Source organism: Bradyrhizobium sp. ma5 (assembly GCF_042258955.1).
GTDB lineage: Bacteria > Pseudomonadota > Alphaproteobacteria > Rhizobiales > Xanthobacteraceae > Bradyrhizobium.
The window spans coordinates 83,731-98,366 of record NZ_CP170156.1 but is presented as its reverse complement, the minus strand read 5'-3'; the positions used below and the strand labels follow the sequence as shown (position 1 = coordinate 98,366).

14 protein-coding genes and 1 tRNA gene are annotated in these 14,636 nt (G+C 65.1%); 4 read left to right on the top strand and 11 right to left on the bottom strand.

Translation table 11 applies throughout. The features are described from left to right. Window positions 1–2 precede the first annotated feature (2 nt). Window positions 3–293: a YggT family protein gene (locus ACE103_RS00475; protein WP_097676856.1), complete on the bottom strand. Its 291-nt coding sequence runs from the start codon at window positions 291–293 to the stop codon at window positions 3–5. A gap of 297 nt (window positions 294–590) precedes the next feature. On the opposite strand from ACE103_RS00475, the gene ACE103_RS00470 reads away from it, so the two are divergent. After that, window positions 591–666 (top strand) — tRNA-Ala (locus ACE103_RS00470). Between the two features lie 92 nt (window positions 667–758). Here ACE103_RS00470 and ACE103_RS00465 read toward each other — a convergent pair. From ACE103_RS00465 to ACE103_RS00435, 7 genes are all read right to left on the bottom strand, one after another. Next, complete coding sequence (locus ACE103_RS00465) at window positions 759–1,568, bottom strand: enoyl-CoA hydratase (protein WP_375777917.1); 810 nt, start codon at window positions 1,566–1,568, stop codon at window positions 759–761. A 122-nt stretch (window positions 1,569–1,690) separates the two neighbouring features. Beyond that, complete coding sequence (locus tag ACE103_RS00460; protein WP_223971124.1) at window positions 1,691–2,506, bottom strand: glutamine amidotransferase; 816 nt, start codon at window positions 2,504–2,506, stop codon at window positions 1,691–1,693. A 144-nt stretch (window positions 2,507–2,650) separates the two neighbouring features. Then, a complete protein-coding gene (locus ACE103_RS00455) occupies window positions 2,651–3,430 on the bottom strand; it encodes an SDR family oxidoreductase (RefSeq protein WP_223971127.1) in 780 nt (259 codons plus the stop codon). A 227-nt stretch (window positions 3,431–3,657) separates the two neighbouring features. Continuing rightward, complete coding sequence (locus tag ACE103_RS00450; RefSeq protein ID WP_375777916.1) at window positions 3,658–4,161, bottom strand: TerB family tellurite resistance protein; 504 nt, start codon at window positions 4,159–4,161, stop codon at window positions 3,658–3,660. Between the two features lie 182 nt (window positions 4,162–4,343). Further along, window positions 4,344–5,753, bottom strand: coding sequence for an adenylate/guanylate cyclase domain-containing protein (locus ACE103_RS00445; RefSeq protein ID WP_223971130.1), 1,410 nt, complete (start codon window positions 5,751–5,753; stop codon window positions 4,344–4,346). A gap of 144 nt (window positions 5,754–5,897) precedes the next feature. Further along, complete coding sequence (locus tag ACE103_RS00440) at window positions 5,898–7,283, bottom strand: cytochrome P450 (RefSeq protein WP_375777915.1); 1,386 nt, start codon at window positions 7,281–7,283, stop codon at window positions 5,898–5,900. A gap of 83 nt (window positions 7,284–7,366) precedes the next feature. Continuing rightward, window positions 7,367–8,743: a hydrolase gene (locus tag ACE103_RS00435; RefSeq protein WP_375777914.1), complete on the bottom strand. Its 1,377-nt coding sequence runs from the start codon at window positions 8,741–8,743 to the stop codon at window positions 7,367–7,369. Window positions 8,744–8,889: 146 nt separating this feature from the next. Between ACE103_RS00435 and ACE103_RS00430 the strand changes: the two genes are divergently transcribed. Further along, a complete protein-coding gene (locus tag ACE103_RS00430) occupies window positions 8,890–10,569 on the top strand; it encodes an MFS transporter (protein WP_223971136.1) in 1,680 nt (559 codons plus the stop codon). A 120-nt stretch (window positions 10,570–10,689) separates the two neighbouring features. Here the strand turns inward: ACE103_RS00430 and ACE103_RS00425 are convergent, their stop codons facing one another. Together ACE103_RS00425 and ACE103_RS00420 are read right to left on the bottom strand one after the other, a co-directional pair. After that, the gene (locus ACE103_RS00425; RefSeq protein ID WP_375777913.1) at window positions 10,690–10,905 is read right to left on the bottom strand and encodes a cysteine rich repeat-containing protein; all 216 of its coding nucleotides are present in this window, start codon (window positions 10,903–10,905) and stop codon (window positions 10,690–10,692) included. A 162-nt stretch (window positions 10,906–11,067) separates the two neighbouring features. Next, complete coding sequence (locus tag ACE103_RS00420) at window positions 11,068–11,358, bottom strand: hypothetical protein (RefSeq protein ID WP_375777912.1); 291 nt, start codon at window positions 11,356–11,358, stop codon at window positions 11,068–11,070. A 218-nt stretch (window positions 11,359–11,576) separates the two neighbouring features. Here ACE103_RS00420 and ACE103_RS00415 point away from each other — a divergent pair, with 218 nt between their 5' ends. Beyond that, window positions 11,577–12,632 carry a polysaccharide deacetylase family protein gene (locus tag ACE103_RS00415; RefSeq protein ID WP_375777911.1) on the top strand — a complete coding sequence of 352 codons (1,056 nt, stop codon included), beginning with the start codon at window positions 11,577–11,579 and terminating at the stop codon, window positions 12,630–12,632. Window positions 12,633–12,845: 213 nt separating this feature from the next. Here the strand turns inward: ACE103_RS00415 and ACE103_RS00410 are convergent, their stop codons facing one another. Beyond that, the gene (locus ACE103_RS00410; RefSeq protein ID WP_375777910.1) at window positions 12,846–13,280 is read right to left on the bottom strand and encodes a hypothetical protein; all 435 of its coding nucleotides are present in this window, start codon (window positions 13,278–13,280) and stop codon (window positions 12,846–12,848) included. 290 nt (window positions 13,281–13,570) lie between these two features. On the opposite strand from ACE103_RS00410, the gene ACE103_RS00405 reads away from it, so the two are divergent. Further along, window positions 13,571–14,434 (top strand): carbonic anhydrase, encoded by an 864-nt coding sequence (locus ACE103_RS00405; protein WP_375777909.1) that lies wholly within the window; start codon window positions 13,571–13,573, stop codon window positions 14,432–14,434. Window positions 14,435–14,636 lie beyond the last annotated feature (202 nt).

Sequence of the window (14,636 nt, the reverse complement as noted above, 5' to 3'; positions counted from 1 at the left end):
GATCAGATCACGTTGGGATAGATGTAATAGGCGATCACCCGCTGGATGAACATGATGATCAGGATCACGATGATCGGCGAGATATCGAGCCCGCCCAGACTCGGCATCACGTTGCGAATCGGCCGCAGCACCGGCTCGGTGATCCGGTACAGGAACTCGGCCACCGCGGAGACGAACTGGTTGCGCGTGTTGACCACATTGAAAGCGACCAGCCAGGACAGGATGGCGGAGGCGATCAGGAGCCAGACATAGAGGTCGAGGACGATGATGACGATGTCGAGAACAGCGCGCATATGATGGGGGCTCGCGGGTGGGACGACCAAGTGAAGCGCAACGGGACCGGACTGGGCCGCCAGCGCGCTTCTCGTTTGAGCAGGATCTTTTCGGAAAGCCGCGACGCATTTTTTGCTGACGCGGCCCGCCGGGTCCGGATCATGCTCTAAATATCGGTTCATCCCCCCGCAAACAAGGGAAGTTCCCGGCGGGAAAGGCCGAAAACCGTTGTTTCAGCGTTCTTGACTTGGCCTTGGGCGGGACTGTAAATGGCGCCCGACTGACGGCCGGGATACTCAGCAACACCCGGCCGCAATGGGGCCATAGCTCAGCTGGGAGAGCGCGTCGTTCGCAATGACGAGGTCGGCGGTTCGATCCCGCCTGGCTCCACCACGCTTCGCCCTTCGGGCTACGCGTGGCGCAGCCGCGCAGGGCCTGAAGGGCGAAGCGTGGTGTCCGGCGACTTTAGCCCGGCGGCCTCCCCCTCACGTCCCCGTAAACCTCGGCGGCCGCTTCTCCACAAAGCTCGCCACGCCTTCCCTGAAATCATTACCCTTCAGCGCGATCTGCATCTCGCGGTTGGCGTCGATGGTGGCTTCGGCGAGCGACTGGAACGGCACGTCGTAGACCTGGCGCTTGATCACGGCAATCGCGCTCGGCGAGACGAAATCGGCGAGATCGCGGGCATAGGCATAGGTTTCCTCGCGCAGCTTCTCCGGCGAGGAGAGCCGGTTGACGAGGCCGATGCGCAGCGCCTCCGCAGCCGACACGCGCCGCGCCGACATCAACAGATCGAGCGCGTTGGCGTGACCGACGATGCGCGGCAGCATCCAGCTGATGCCGTGTTCGGCGATCAGGCCGCGCCGCGCGAAGGCGGTGGTGAACACCGCGCTGTCGGCCGCGAAACGCAGGTCGCAATACAGCGCGTGGACCAGGCCGATGCCGGCGGTGGCGCCGTTGAGCATCGCGATCACGGGCTTCTTGATCGCAGGGTAATAGGCGTAGCGCGTCTGCCAGTCGGCGCGGCGATTCATGTCGAACGGGATGCTCTCGCCGCGCCTGACCTCGTTGGGGTCGATCCCCTTCAGCGCTTCCATGTCGGCGCCGGCGCAGAAGCCGCGGCCCGCGCCGGTCAGCACGATGACGCGAACGTCGTCGTCGTTGGCCGCCGCCTCCATCGCGTGGCGCACGTCGCGCTCCATGATCGCGGTCCACGCATTCATGCGGTCGGGGCGGTTGAGCGTGATGGTCGCGATCCTGTCGCTGACCTCATAGAGGATGTGTTCGTAGCTCACGGCGATCTCCCTGTGCCTTGTTGTTATTGATACGCGCGGCGATGTGGGCCGCGCGCGAGCAGCCGCGGCAAGACTAGCACATCCCTGCAAATGAAAAGGCGACGTGAAATTCCGCGCGGCGGCTATTCCGCGGCCTGCAGCATCACCGGCCGCGGCACGCGCGCGATCCAACCATCGATGAAATGCTTCAGCCACGCGCGCTCGGCGGCATCGTGCACGGCGCGCGCGGCGAAGTGCAGATGACCCGGCTGCGCGCCCGGCGAATCCATCCGCGCGCAACCGCGCGTGGTCCAGCGATGCATCATCGCGTAGGTCACGTCGGGATGGAATTGCAGGCCGAAGGCATTGCCGAACTGGAACGCTTGCACCGGGAAATCATCGCCCGCCGCGAGCAGGTCCGCGCCGTCAGGCAATTGAAAGCCCTCGCCATGCCAGTGATAGACCCGCGCCGGCCAGTCCGGGCACAACACGCGGCCAGCCTCGGTCGGCCGGACCGGGTAATAGCCGACCTCGACGCGGCCTTGCGGATGCGGCGCGACCTCGGCGCCGAGTTGCCGCGCCAGCATCTGCGCGCCGAGGCAGATGCCCAGGAACGGGCGCTGCTCGCGCAGCGGAACCGAAATCCAGTCGATCTCGCGCCGGATATAGTCGTCGGGATCGTTGGCGCTCATCGGGCCACCGAAGATCACCGCACCGGCATGTGCCTCGAGCGTGTCGGGCAGCGCGTCGCCGAAACGCGGGCGGCGGATGTCGAGGGGGTAGCCCAGCGCGCGCAGCGCGTTGCCGATTCGGCCGGGGGTCGATGTCTCCTGATGCAGCACGACCAGCACCGGCCGCAGCGAAGCCTGGTCCGAGATCCGATCCTTGGGCGTGATCGCGGCCGGCCTTCGGCTCGCGAAGGGCACCACGACACGGCTCTGGTCAGACCGGAACAACATTGCCTCTGCTTAAAGTTTCGGCACGTAAGGCACGATCATAGCTAAGTGGTCGTTAACATCGTGTGAGTTTGCGCACACCCGTGCGAAGCAAATCGCGGGCCAGAAACAGGCTTAGCGGCGATGAATGTGCTTTTGCAGGTGAAGCTAGCGCTTGCGCAGCTGAAAGCCGCCGACCGCGGTCAGGATGAAGGAGCGCGGAAACAGCCGGAGCAGGAACGGCACCATTTTGATGAAGGCGCCCGGCAGCACGGCGCGCTTGTTGGCCATCAGGCCGCGATAGGCCTGGCGGGCGACCTCGGCCGGCGCGACGTTGAGGATGGCGGAATCGAATCCGGGGGCAAAGCCGGCGCGGTCCTGGAATTCGGACGGCACGGGGCCCGGACAAACCACGGTGACGCGCACCCCCTTCGGCGCCAGTTCACAGCGCAACGCCTCGGAAAACGACAGCACATAGGCCTTGCTGGCGTAGTACACGGCCATGCCGGGGCCCGGCAGGAATCCGGCGATCGAGCCGAGATTGAGGATGCCGCCGCGGTTGCGGATCAGCTGGTCGGCAAACCGCAGCGTCAGGTCGGTCAGCGCGCGGATATTGAGGTTGATGATGTTGAGCTGTTCGGCGCGGTCGCGCTCCACGGCAAGCCCGAACAGGCCGAACCCGGCATTATTGACGAGATATTCGACCTCGACGCCGGCCTCGGTCAGGGCCCGCGCGATCTGATCACCCGCATCGGTCTGCTGGAGATCGCAGGGAATCACGATCGGCGCCGCGCCGCCCTTGGCCCCGAGCTCGTCGGCGAGCGTCTTCAGGCGATCGGCGCGCCGTGCCACCAGCGCTACGCGGTGACCATTCGATGCAAACACGCGCGCCAGTTCGGTGCCTATGCCCGCCGATGCCCCGGTTATCAGCGTCACACGCTCAGTCACGTTTCAAACTCTTACTGCAAATTCTAGTGAGGTCCCCAACGGGGCGACGAGAGCATAGGGACGCGGTGTGACGCAAGCCGCGTATGGGCTTGTGGATAGCCGCGGGGCCGCTGGTTTCGTGACGAAATGACCGATTTTCAGTCGGATCGCCCGCAATCGCGGCGGACATTAAAATTTCGTCATCCGCCATGCAGGCAGGGGGCGTCCGCCTGCGCCAGATAGCCGTGTCAGATTGCCGCGTCGGCCGTGCCCCAGGGGCCCTTTGGCAGCTCCGCCTGCTTCTCGGCGACCCGGTGCTTGAGATCGATGCGGTCGCGTGAGGAAATGCCGAGCAGATCGGCGGCGCGCCAGACCACATTGTCCTCGAACTCGCTGACCTGGCCGTCGGCATAGACCAACTCCCACATCATCTCAACGATGCGCAGCCGCCCCTCCTCATTCACCGAGCGCATGATCACACTGGTAAAGTGATAGAGATCCACGGCCTCGCCCTCGACGCGCATCGCGGAGGCGATCAGTCGGTCGGCGGTGCCGGGATCGAGCTGGAAGCGGCTCTCGATCAGGCTGTGCAGCTTGAGCTTTTCGGCAGGCGTCGGCTCGCCGTCGAGCGAGACGACATGCACCAGGAGCGCGGTCGCCGCCAGACGATAATCGCCGTCGTCGAAGGCGCGGTCGGTCTCGGCATCGGGGGAGACGATATCGGCAATGAATTGGCGGAGTCCGTCGAGCATCGCTCTCTCTGTGGAATGAAGCCTGGAAGCTTTGATTGAGCATCTGTCCGGAAAACCGCTACGCACTTTTCCGGACCATGCGCTGTTGAAATCTATATGGCGTGGAAACAGAACCGGCGCAATCCGCGCGGGTTCCCGCTGCGGCATTACGTTTCAGCAAGCATTACGTGTCGGCAATGTGACTACGGTATCTCGTACACCACGAGCTTGTCGGCAATGCCGCGCAGCGCCGCTTCCTTCTGGATCGGCTTGATCGCCGCGCGATCGAGGATGCCCGCGACCTCCGCTGCTTCCATCACCGGCTGGGTCAAATGGATTTCCTGTGACGTCGACAGGCTCTGTACCCGTGCGGCGATATTCACGGTCTGGCCGAAATAGTCCTGCCGCTCGTTCAGCGTCACCGCAAGGCACGGCCCCTCATGGATGCCGATCTTGACGACCAGATCTTCCTTGCCGCGCTCGGTGTTGAGCTGCTTCATCGCGGCCCGCATGCGCAGGCCCGCCGACAATGCGTGCTCGGGCCGGATGAAGGTCGCCATCACCGCATCGCCGATCGTCTTCACGACGGCGCCGTGTTCGGAGGCGATGATCTCGAGCAGCGCGTGGAAATGCGCGCGCACCAGATCGAACGCGGCGAGGTCGCCGACCCGCTCATAGAGCGCGGTCGAGCCCTTCAGATCGGTGAACAGGAAGGTCAGCGCGGTGATCTTGAGCCGCTGGTCCACTGTGAGGTTGTCGGCCTTGAACACGTCGCGGAAGGTCTGGTTCGACAGCATCCGCTTCGCGGTGAGGATCGGCTTGCGCTTGCCGAGCAATTTGTGCAGCGGGTCGCCCGCGATCCACACCGAAGGCAGCACGCGAACGTCGGCGTGATTCTCCAGCGAGAGCCGCAGCGGCCCCGGCCGCATCGTCGAGGTGCCGGTCGGCGCATGCGAGTTGTTGAAGGCGATCGAGAACTGCTGACGCTCGGTGGTCGGCTCGCCCTCGACGGCCAAGAAATGCGCCGAATGCGTCACCGGCTCGAACAGGATGACGAACTGGTTGGGCAGGTTGAGCGACAGGATCGCCTTTTCGCCAGGCGGCAGCTCGAGCCCCTCCAGCGTCACCTCGTTGATCAGGGTCGACACCGAGCTCTCGTCGAACTCGATCCCCGAGCTCCAGAACATCTGCCGGAAGTATTCCCAGATCGGCAACGTGTTGGGGTCGTGCGCGGCAATGCGACGAACGCGCGGACTGACAGTGAAGGCAACCTCGACCTGCTCGTCGACCGAAGCCTCGTAGCCGGCTGCGCACAGCGCGCAATTATAGTCGTCATGGCGCAACGACTTCAGCGTGGTGTGAGCATCGAGCACGCCGCCACAGCCCGGACACAGCACGTTCCAGCTCATGTCGAACAGGCCGAGCCGGGAGGCATGCAGGAAACCGGAGATCACCTTCTCCTGATCGAGGCCGGTACGGCTGGAGAAATCCAGAGCGTTGATGCGATTGAGCTCGCGATCGTGGCCATCGGCGATCAATTGCTGCATGGCATCGACGACGGCCGGATCGGTCGTCTGCCTGAGGACTGCGAAGTGGGCTTGCGTATCGCTCATGGTGAACCCCTAGAGCATGATCCGGAAAAGTGCGTAGCGGTTTTCCGAAAGATCATGCTCAAAACAAAAAGAGATAGAGCGGGATGACAATTCGACGAAGAGTCATCCCGCTCAAGATGAGCATTTGGACACCGCCGCGCAAGATCAGCGCGGCTTGATCGTGAACACCGGGGAGCGGTTCGGCTGTGTCGTCACCACGCCGATCGGAAGCACCGGCTCCTTGTCCGCCAGCGCAACGCGGAATGCGCCGATAATCTTCGCGAGCGCGAGCGTCGCTTCGACCAGCGCGAAATGCGCGCCGATACAGACCCGCGCGCCGACCCCGAACGGCAGATAGGCGAAGCGATCGGGCGGCGTCTCCGTCATGAAGCGCTGCGGCACGAACGCGTTCGGCTCGTGCCACAGCTTTTCATGCCGGTGCAACAGCCACGGCGCGATCAGGATTACGTCATGCTTCCTGACCGGACGGCCCGCGATCGTATCGGGACCGGCAGCCGCTCGCGCGATCAGGAACGCCGGCGGATAAAGCCGCATGGTTTCGTCGACCACCGCGCGGGTGAATTTCAGCCGCTCGATGTCGAGCGCGCCCGACGTCGTCACGCTCCTGACTTCTGCTGCCAATTGTTCCTGGGTCTCGGGATCGAGCGCCAGCAGATAGAGCGCCCAGAACAGCGCGGTCGCGGTGGTCTCGTGGCCGGCCAGGATCATGGTCGCGACCTGGTCGCCGAGTTGAGCGTCGGTGAAGGCCTCGCCGGTTTCAGGATCGCGCGCGGCGCCCATCAGGTCGAACAGGTCGCGCCCCGGTGCGTTGTCATCCTTGCCTGCGGCGCGACGCTCGGCCATCAGCTGGCCGACAAACGCGGTCCAGCGCTTGCGGAAGCGGGCGCGCCGGAAATCCTGCGGGGTCGGCCAGTTCAAAGGCAGCACTAGGTCGAGCATATGCGGCCGCGCCAGCGTGTCGCCATACTCCATCACGAAGTCGCGCAGCGCGGCGCCGTGGCGATCCATGCCGAACGAGAACATGGTGCGGCCGGCGATCTCCAGCGTCATGCGCTGCATCACCTCGCGCAGATCGACCGGAGCGCCGCTCGCGACCTTCAGCTTGGCGATGGTCTCGTCGACCGCCGCGATCATGTACGGCACCAGCGTCGTCACCGCGCGCGGCGTGAACGCCGGCGCCAGCGTGCGGCGCTGATACTTCCAGGCGCGGCCCTCGGCGATCAGCAATCCCTCGCCCAGCATCGGACGCAGCACGCGAAGGCCGGCCGGCGTGCGGGTGTAGTTTTCGTAATTGTCGACCAGCACGTGGCGGATCGCATCCGGCGTATTGAGGATAAAGCTCGAGTGATTGAGGAAGCGGCCCTGGACGATGTCGTCCTCATAGGCGCGCTGGCCCCAGGTCTCGATCGGCGAGTTGCGCATCACCCGCATCCGCTGGAACGCGCCCATGCCTTCGGGCGCGCGCGGCGGCGCCGGCGGGACCAGGGGACGCCGCGTGACCGTGACGTCGTAGACTTCGGCTATGCTCATGGTCCTCGCTTCCTGCCTCACGCAATGGCCGATCCGGCCACGCGATCCCGGCGCCACAAAGGCGCGCGGACCCCGCACAAGACCTAATAAGTCAGCTCGGCGACTGCAATCCGATTCTCCGACGCCGGCCAAGCCCGTGCCACGATGCGTTCGCCGTTGAAGATCGCGGCCACCGGACGGCTGAGATCGGCCGCGGGGAGCCGCAACGTCGTCACCGCATCGGTCGGCACGCCGGATTTGACATCGGCCGGTTCCTTGCCGTCGAACAGCACGATATCGCGCGGTAGCCCGAAATAGCCGCGCGGCCGTGACATCAGCATGACGGCGCCCGCACCGGCATCGGCAGGCAGCAGCGGTCGCGCCGCGCGCAGATGCACGACCTCGGAGGAACGCGGAAACGGCGAGCGATAGACATGCGTCGTCACGGCATCGGGCGACGTCAGTACGAATTCGAGCGACCAGGATGGATCGACCTGCGCCGGCCCCCAGCGGCCGTCGGCGCCAGTTTGCGAGCTGTGCAGCGGACCGCCGATGCGCTCGCCGGTTTCCGCCGACACGCGATAGATGTCGACCGTGGCACCCGGCACCGGCCGGTTGGTCGGCACGCCGCCGGGCGTGCCCGTGACGAGGCCGCTCAACCTCACCGCCGTCTCCGGCACGATCTCGATCCGCGACGGCTCGTGCCCCGCGATGAATTTGTAGATCTCGCGAAAAGCGCGCGGATGATACGCGGTCTCGCGATGATCCACGGCGCCGAGCACCAGATTGGTCGCGCCTTTCAGCGCCGGACCTTCGGCCGTGACGTTGGTCGGTGTGCCCGGCTTGCCGATGAAGCGACCGTCGGCTTGGGCATATTTGTCGAGGCCATCGCTGCGCAAGGTCAGGAAGGCGGTGCCGACAGTCACTTCGCTGTCGCCATCGTTCAGCGCGCGCAGGAACGGACCGCGCCCGTTGAACTCGTTGCCGAGCCCATCGTCCGAGGCATACACACCATGATTGGGGGTGCCGCACAGCACCGCGTGGCTGATGTCACCGCCGCCACCATTCTTCACGTAGTTGCGGATCGCATTGCCGCCGCGGGAATTCCCGACCAGCGCGATACGCGCGGCGCCGCTCTTTTGCTTCAGCTCCCTGACCGCCTCGGCGAGCTCGCGGCGCGCATCCTCGGCCGAGGAGCGGCCCGCCTGCTCGACCTTGTCGTCGGCGCGCGCCAAGGGATCGGTGAAGTTGATCGCGGCCATGCGCTCGCGCGGCACGCCGTTGGATTCCATCCGCCAGATCGTCGTGATCCAGAGCGCTGCGTGATCGCCATTGCCGTGCACGAACAGGATCGGCGGGATGTCGCTGGCGGGCGCGGACTGGGCCAAGGCCGACTGAGACAGGGCCGATGTACCGAATTGGCCCCCCAGCAAGGACAGCGCGCCTGCCCCCTTCAAGATCGTCCGTCGCGACAGGTCCATGCGTTCCCCCCAAACTTTTCAGCACTTTAGCTGTGCCCACGGCCGCGAACAGGTCATAACTGCCCGGGCATGAGACGCTTTTCGCAGTCATTTGCGACCCTGGCTCGGATCATCAACAAGCCGGAGCAGGGCAAACGGAACCGGATATGAGCGAACCGCCAGTACGCACCGACAGTATCACAGCACCGCTACGTCACTCGATCTTCAGGCGAATCTGGCTCGCCAGCCTGCTCTCCAACCTCGGCATCCTGATCCAGGGCGTCGGCGCCGCCTGGGCGATGACCCAGATGACCGCGGAGGCCGACAAGGTCGCGCTGGTGCAGACCGCGCTGATGCTGCCGGTGATGCTGATCGCGATGCCGGCCGGCGCCATCGCCGACATGCATGACCGCCGCATCGTGGCGCTGGTGTCGCTGGCGATCGCACTCTCCGGCGCCACCACGCTGACGGTGCTGGCCTGGCTCAATCTGGTGACGCCGAACATCCTGCTCGCGCTGTGCTTCGTCGTCGGCAGCGGCATGGCGCTGTTCGGCCCGGCCTGGCAATCCTCGGTCAGCGAGCAGGTGCCGTCGGAGACGCTGCCCGCCGCGGTCGCGCTGAACGGCATCAGCTACAACATCGCGCGCAGCTTCGGTCCGGCAATCGGCGGCATCGTGGTCGCGTCCGCCGGCGCCGTGGCGGCGTTCGCCGCCAATGCCGTGCTGTATCTGCCGCTGCTCGTCGTGCTGTTCCTGTGGAATCGCGTCAGCGAGCCGTCGCGGCTGCCGCGCGAACGGCTGAACCGCGCCATCGTCTCCGGCGTGCGCTACATCACCAATTCGCCCTCGATCAGGATCGTGCTGACCCGCACCATGGTGACCGGCATCATCGGCGGCTCGGTCTCGGCGCTGATGCCGCTGGTGGCCCGCGATCTGCTGCATGGCGGCGCGCAGACCTACGGCATCATGCTCGGCGCCTTCGGCATGGGCGCGGTGATCGGCGCGCTCAACATCAGCGAGATCCGCAGCCGGCTCAGCGGCGAAGCCGCGATCCGCGTCTGCGCGTTGACGATGGGCGCTGCGATCGCCGCTGTTGCCGTGAGCAGGCAGCCGGTGATCACCGCCGCCGCGCTGGTGGTTGCCGGCGCGGTGTGGATGCTCGCGATCGCGCTGTTCAACATCGGCGTGCAGCTGTCGGCGCCGCGCTGGGTCGCAGGCCGTTCGCTGGCGGCCTTCCAGGCCTCGATCGCCGGCGGCATCGCAATCGGAAGCTGGTGCTGGGGCCGCATCACGGACCTCGGCGGCGTCGAGATGGCGCTGTTGATCTCCGCCGGGCTGATGCTGCTGTCGCCCGTACTCGGCTTCTGGCTCAGGATGCCGCCGATCGGCGCGCGCAACGAGGACGCGACCGATATGCTGGCCGATCCCGAGGTGCGGCTGCAGCTGACCGGGCGCAGCGGGCCGCTGGTGGTCGAGATCGAATACCGGGTGGCGCAGGACAATGCCCGCGCCTTCCACAATGTGATGCAGGACGTGCAGCTCAGCCGCCAGCGCAACGGCGCCTATGGCTGGTCGATCGCGCGCGACATCGCCGATCCCGAATTGTGGACCGAGCGCTATCATTGCCCGACCTGGCTCGATTTCCTGCGCCAGCGCAACCGCGCCACCCAGATCGAGCGCGCGCTGCATCAGAAGGCGGCCGACTTCCACATCGGCGCCGAGCCGATCCGCGTGCGCCGGATGCTGGAGCGTCCGTTCGGCTCGGTCCGCTGGAAGGACGAGACCCCGGACCGCGCCGCCAAGGAGGTAATCCCGGTGGTCGCGACCGCGGCGGGCAGCAGTACGTAAATCCCTCAATCGTCATTCCGGGATGGCCCGAAGGGCCAGGCCCGGAATCCATACTCACGATCGTGGTTATGGATTCCGGGCCCATCGCTTGCGCGATGTCCCGGAATGACGGTGGTTGATCTACTGCCCGTTATCGACGAGCGTCTGCTGGCAGGCCTTGCTGAGGCGGCTGCGGTGTTCCTTCAGGCAGGCCAGCACGACCTGATCGCCCTCGCTGAGATGGGCGCGGCAAAACCGCGAGGCGTCGCGTGAGCAGGCATCGCGCCCCTGCTGCTGTGCCGAGGCGGCCGACGTTAACAGAACCAGCGGAACGACGGCGAACAGAAATCGGGTCATCTTCAAAGCCTCTAAGGAATGCAACGCTGGTTCTATAGCGTTTCAGGGTCGCGAAGAAGCTCGAAACCGCCCGCGCGACCGGCCGGTTCCGGTCCGAGGTGACCGCCCGAAGACGGCTTGCGTCTCGTCGCCGCAGGTCTCCCCATCAGATGCCGTGCAAGGTCACTCGGCGGCGGCCCTGCGCTGCGCGGCGAGATCACGATCCAGCACGACGCGGCAGCCGCTGCTCAGCTGGGACCGATTCTTGACCATGCAGGCAGTGATCCTGGGGATGTTCGGGATCTCCACGCTGCACAGCCGGAAAGCATCGCCCGAGCACATCTGCTGCGCCTCGGCGCTGAACGCAAAGCTCGCGGTCGACGACAGCAGGGAAACGGCGGCCGCAAACGCCAGCGTGACGCCGGCGCTGCGAGCGGCACGTTCCAGAACCCGACTCTTCAAGATAGTGGTCATGATCGGCTCCCATCGGCGCCGCAAATGACGGGGCCCTCTGTTTGATGGGTCCGATCCTGCACGGCAGCGAGCTGACCGACTGTGATGGCCGTCACGCAGGCGTAAGCCGCACTTTTTCTTGTCCTTCCCGCGCCCTGTTGGGATCGCGTTAAGACCTTGTTGGCATTAATCGCTCGTTACGGGTGTGGCGTATCCTTGAGTTCCGAGAGAGTGTAGCGATGCGTAGTGCGTTGGGCCTGATGCTGGCCAGTGTTGTAGCGGCGATCGTGATCGCCGGCGTGTGGTTCTGGACCTCCTCGCCGCGTGCCGACGCGGCTCCTCCGCAGACAACTGCCGCAGCCAAGGCCGAGCCGCTTCCTGCGGCGGCAGCAAAGCAGGCTGCCAAAGACGATGTCGAGACGACCGCCGCGCTGTCGAAGCGCGCCGATGCCAGCCAGCCGGCAGCCCCGGCCGCTGCACCGGCACCAGCACCGGCCCCGGTCGCGGCCATGCCCAAATGTGCCAATCCCGATGCGCTCGGCATCACCCGCACCGTCGTCGTCGACACCACCGGCGGCCCGGGCTTCGGCTTCCTGCAGTACAAGCAGTATGACTTCCTGACCGACCATGAGGTCGTGCTGACCTTCGACGACGGTCCGTGGCCGACCACGCCCGCCGTGCTCAAGGCCCTGGCGGACGAGTGCACCAAGGCGGTGTTCTTCCCGATCGGCCTGCACACCACCTATCACCCGGACATCCTCCGCCAGGTCGCCGCCGCCGGTCACACCATCGGCGCCCACACCTGGTCGCACGCGCATCTGGCGGGCAAGAAGATCACCGAGCAGCAGGCCAAGGACGAGATCGAGAAGGGTTTCAGCGCGGTGAAGCTGGCGCTCGGTGCGAACCCCGCTCCGTTCTTCCGCTTCCCGGCGCTGGCGCACACCCCGGCGACGACAGCCTATCTCGGCACCCGCAACATCGCGATGTTCTCGGTCGACGTCGACTCCAACGACTTCAAGTCGAAGAGCTCCGACGAGGTCATCAACAATGTGATGACCAAGCTCGACAAGGAGCACAAGGGCATCATCCTGATGCACGATTTGCAGAAGCACACCGCGCAGGCACTGCCGACGCTGCTGCGAAAGCTGAAGGCAGGCGGCTACAAGGTGGTCTGGATGAAGGCCAAGACCCAGATCGAGACGCTGCCCGAATTCGACGCGATGATGGCGAAGACCGAGAAGCCGATCGCAACGGGCCGGCCGATAGGCAATGTCGTACAGACGGTCGCCGAGTAACGCAGCGAACACACTCAACGAAAGCGCCCCCGGATCCGATCCAGGGGCGCTTTCGCTTTCAGCCACCTTCTGCTGGTCCGATACGGCCGAACGACCTTGAGCGCCTGTGCGCCTTCGAGAGTGGCGCCATCGCGCCCGGTAGCTGGGCTCCCACCAAAATATCGAAAACAACCCCATGCAAAGTAGCCGGCGCCGGCGCTCAGCAAGGCGTGGCTACCAGTAAATCCCGTGGCGATGCAGCTCGCCGATGATCCGGCCCTCGGTCCAGCGCCGGGCGTGGCGGCGATGGCTCGACCTGTACCAAGTCATCCGCTGCTCCGGCGCCGGCTTTGCGTCTGACACCGCTGAAGGCTGGACATTCGCTTGCTGCTGTACGGGCGTCTGCTGCAAGGCCGGCTGAGCTTGCGGCTGCGGAGCGGGAGCCGCAACCGGCGCTGCCCGCTCGACATATTTGGGCGCTTCCGGCGGCATTGGCGGCGGCACGACGGCCGGCGCCGCCGGCGCATCGGCAACTTTGTCCGCCGTATTGACCGAATTCGACGCGGCGGCCGGTAGCGAGCCTGCCCCGCCCAACGACAGGCTTCGTTCGCCGGCCTGCGCGGAAGCGGAAGCCAAAACAACCGCCGTGATCAGGATGAGTTTGCGCATTGTTGTTCTCCCGTTGGTGGCGGGAGACTAGCCACGTCGTCCGAGCCACTATGTGAGCTGCTTCACGCAGCCATCGCGCGCCGCCTTCATCTCCCTGTGATCGTCAGTCCCAACAACGCCGCCACCTCGGCGGCGTCCTGGACAGGATCATCTCCGCCTTCCCCGCCTTGCAGCAGCCTTGATCTGGATCAACGGCGGCTTCTCGTTGGGTCGTTCAATGGGATTGCAGGTTCGGTTCGTTGTGTACGTCGCATTTGCTTGCCTGAATATCCCAGCGCAGCGCGGCTCTTATGAAGACCTTCGATATCACGTATCGCTATAGCAGCGACGATGTCTCGATCAGGCCAACCCCGCCGGACAGTCATGCGGCTTTGCTGCGTCTGGAGCAGGGCAACAAGAGCTTCGCCACGTTCCTTGACTGCGACGAGGGGGCGAGCGTGGTACAGCAGATCATCCCGGTCGATCTGCGTGACCTGGGCCTGCCGGCCGACAGCGCCGTACCGAAGCAAAGACCGTTTGCGGCCGTGCTCGGCTGCTCGGACGCCCGCGTACCCGTTGAACTCATTTTCAATGAAGGGCCCAATGATCTCTTCGTGGTCCGCGTCGCGGGCAACGGGCTCGGAATAGAGGTGCTTGGAAGCCTCAAATACGCCGTCGAGAATCTTGGCGGGAGCCTCAAGCTCATCGTCGTGCTCGGCCACAGCGGATGCGGCGCGCTCACGACAGCCGTCGATGTATTCCTGAATCCGCGTGAATACTTGCCGCTCGCGACCAAGCGTTCGCTCCGCAGCATTCTCGACGGCGTGCTGGTCGTGGTGCAGACTTCCGAGAGAAAGCTGGTCGCCGCGTTCGGGCCAGCGGTGGTACACGAGCCCGGATATCGAAAAGCCTTGATCGAGACGTCGATTGCCACCAACGCCGCGCTGGCGGCTTACTCAATACAAGAAGAATTGAGGAGCAACGCCTACACCGGGATCGAAGCGGTTTACGGCGTCTATCTTCTGGAGAGCCGCGCGATATGGGCTCCCCGTTCCAGTGATGCCGATGGGATTGGGCTGGCGGCGGCACCTCGAGACCTTGCAGCGTTTGTGGAACTCGGCAACGCCATCGTGCGCTCGCGGCGTATTGAATCGCTTGTGAACGCGAAAGATTGATCGGAGCCGTCTCCCCTTCCCTATCCGAACGGAGGCCATGCCCGTGCCGGGAGACCAGCCGCGTCGGGCCCAGGATCCCATGAGCTGCATCACGCCAGGAGAATGGTAGCTGCCAAAAGGCTGGCATGGTTCAGCCGGATTGTTGAAACTCGGTCCTATCGGTCGGCTCGCATCCGCGTACGGTTGTGCACCTTGAGACACG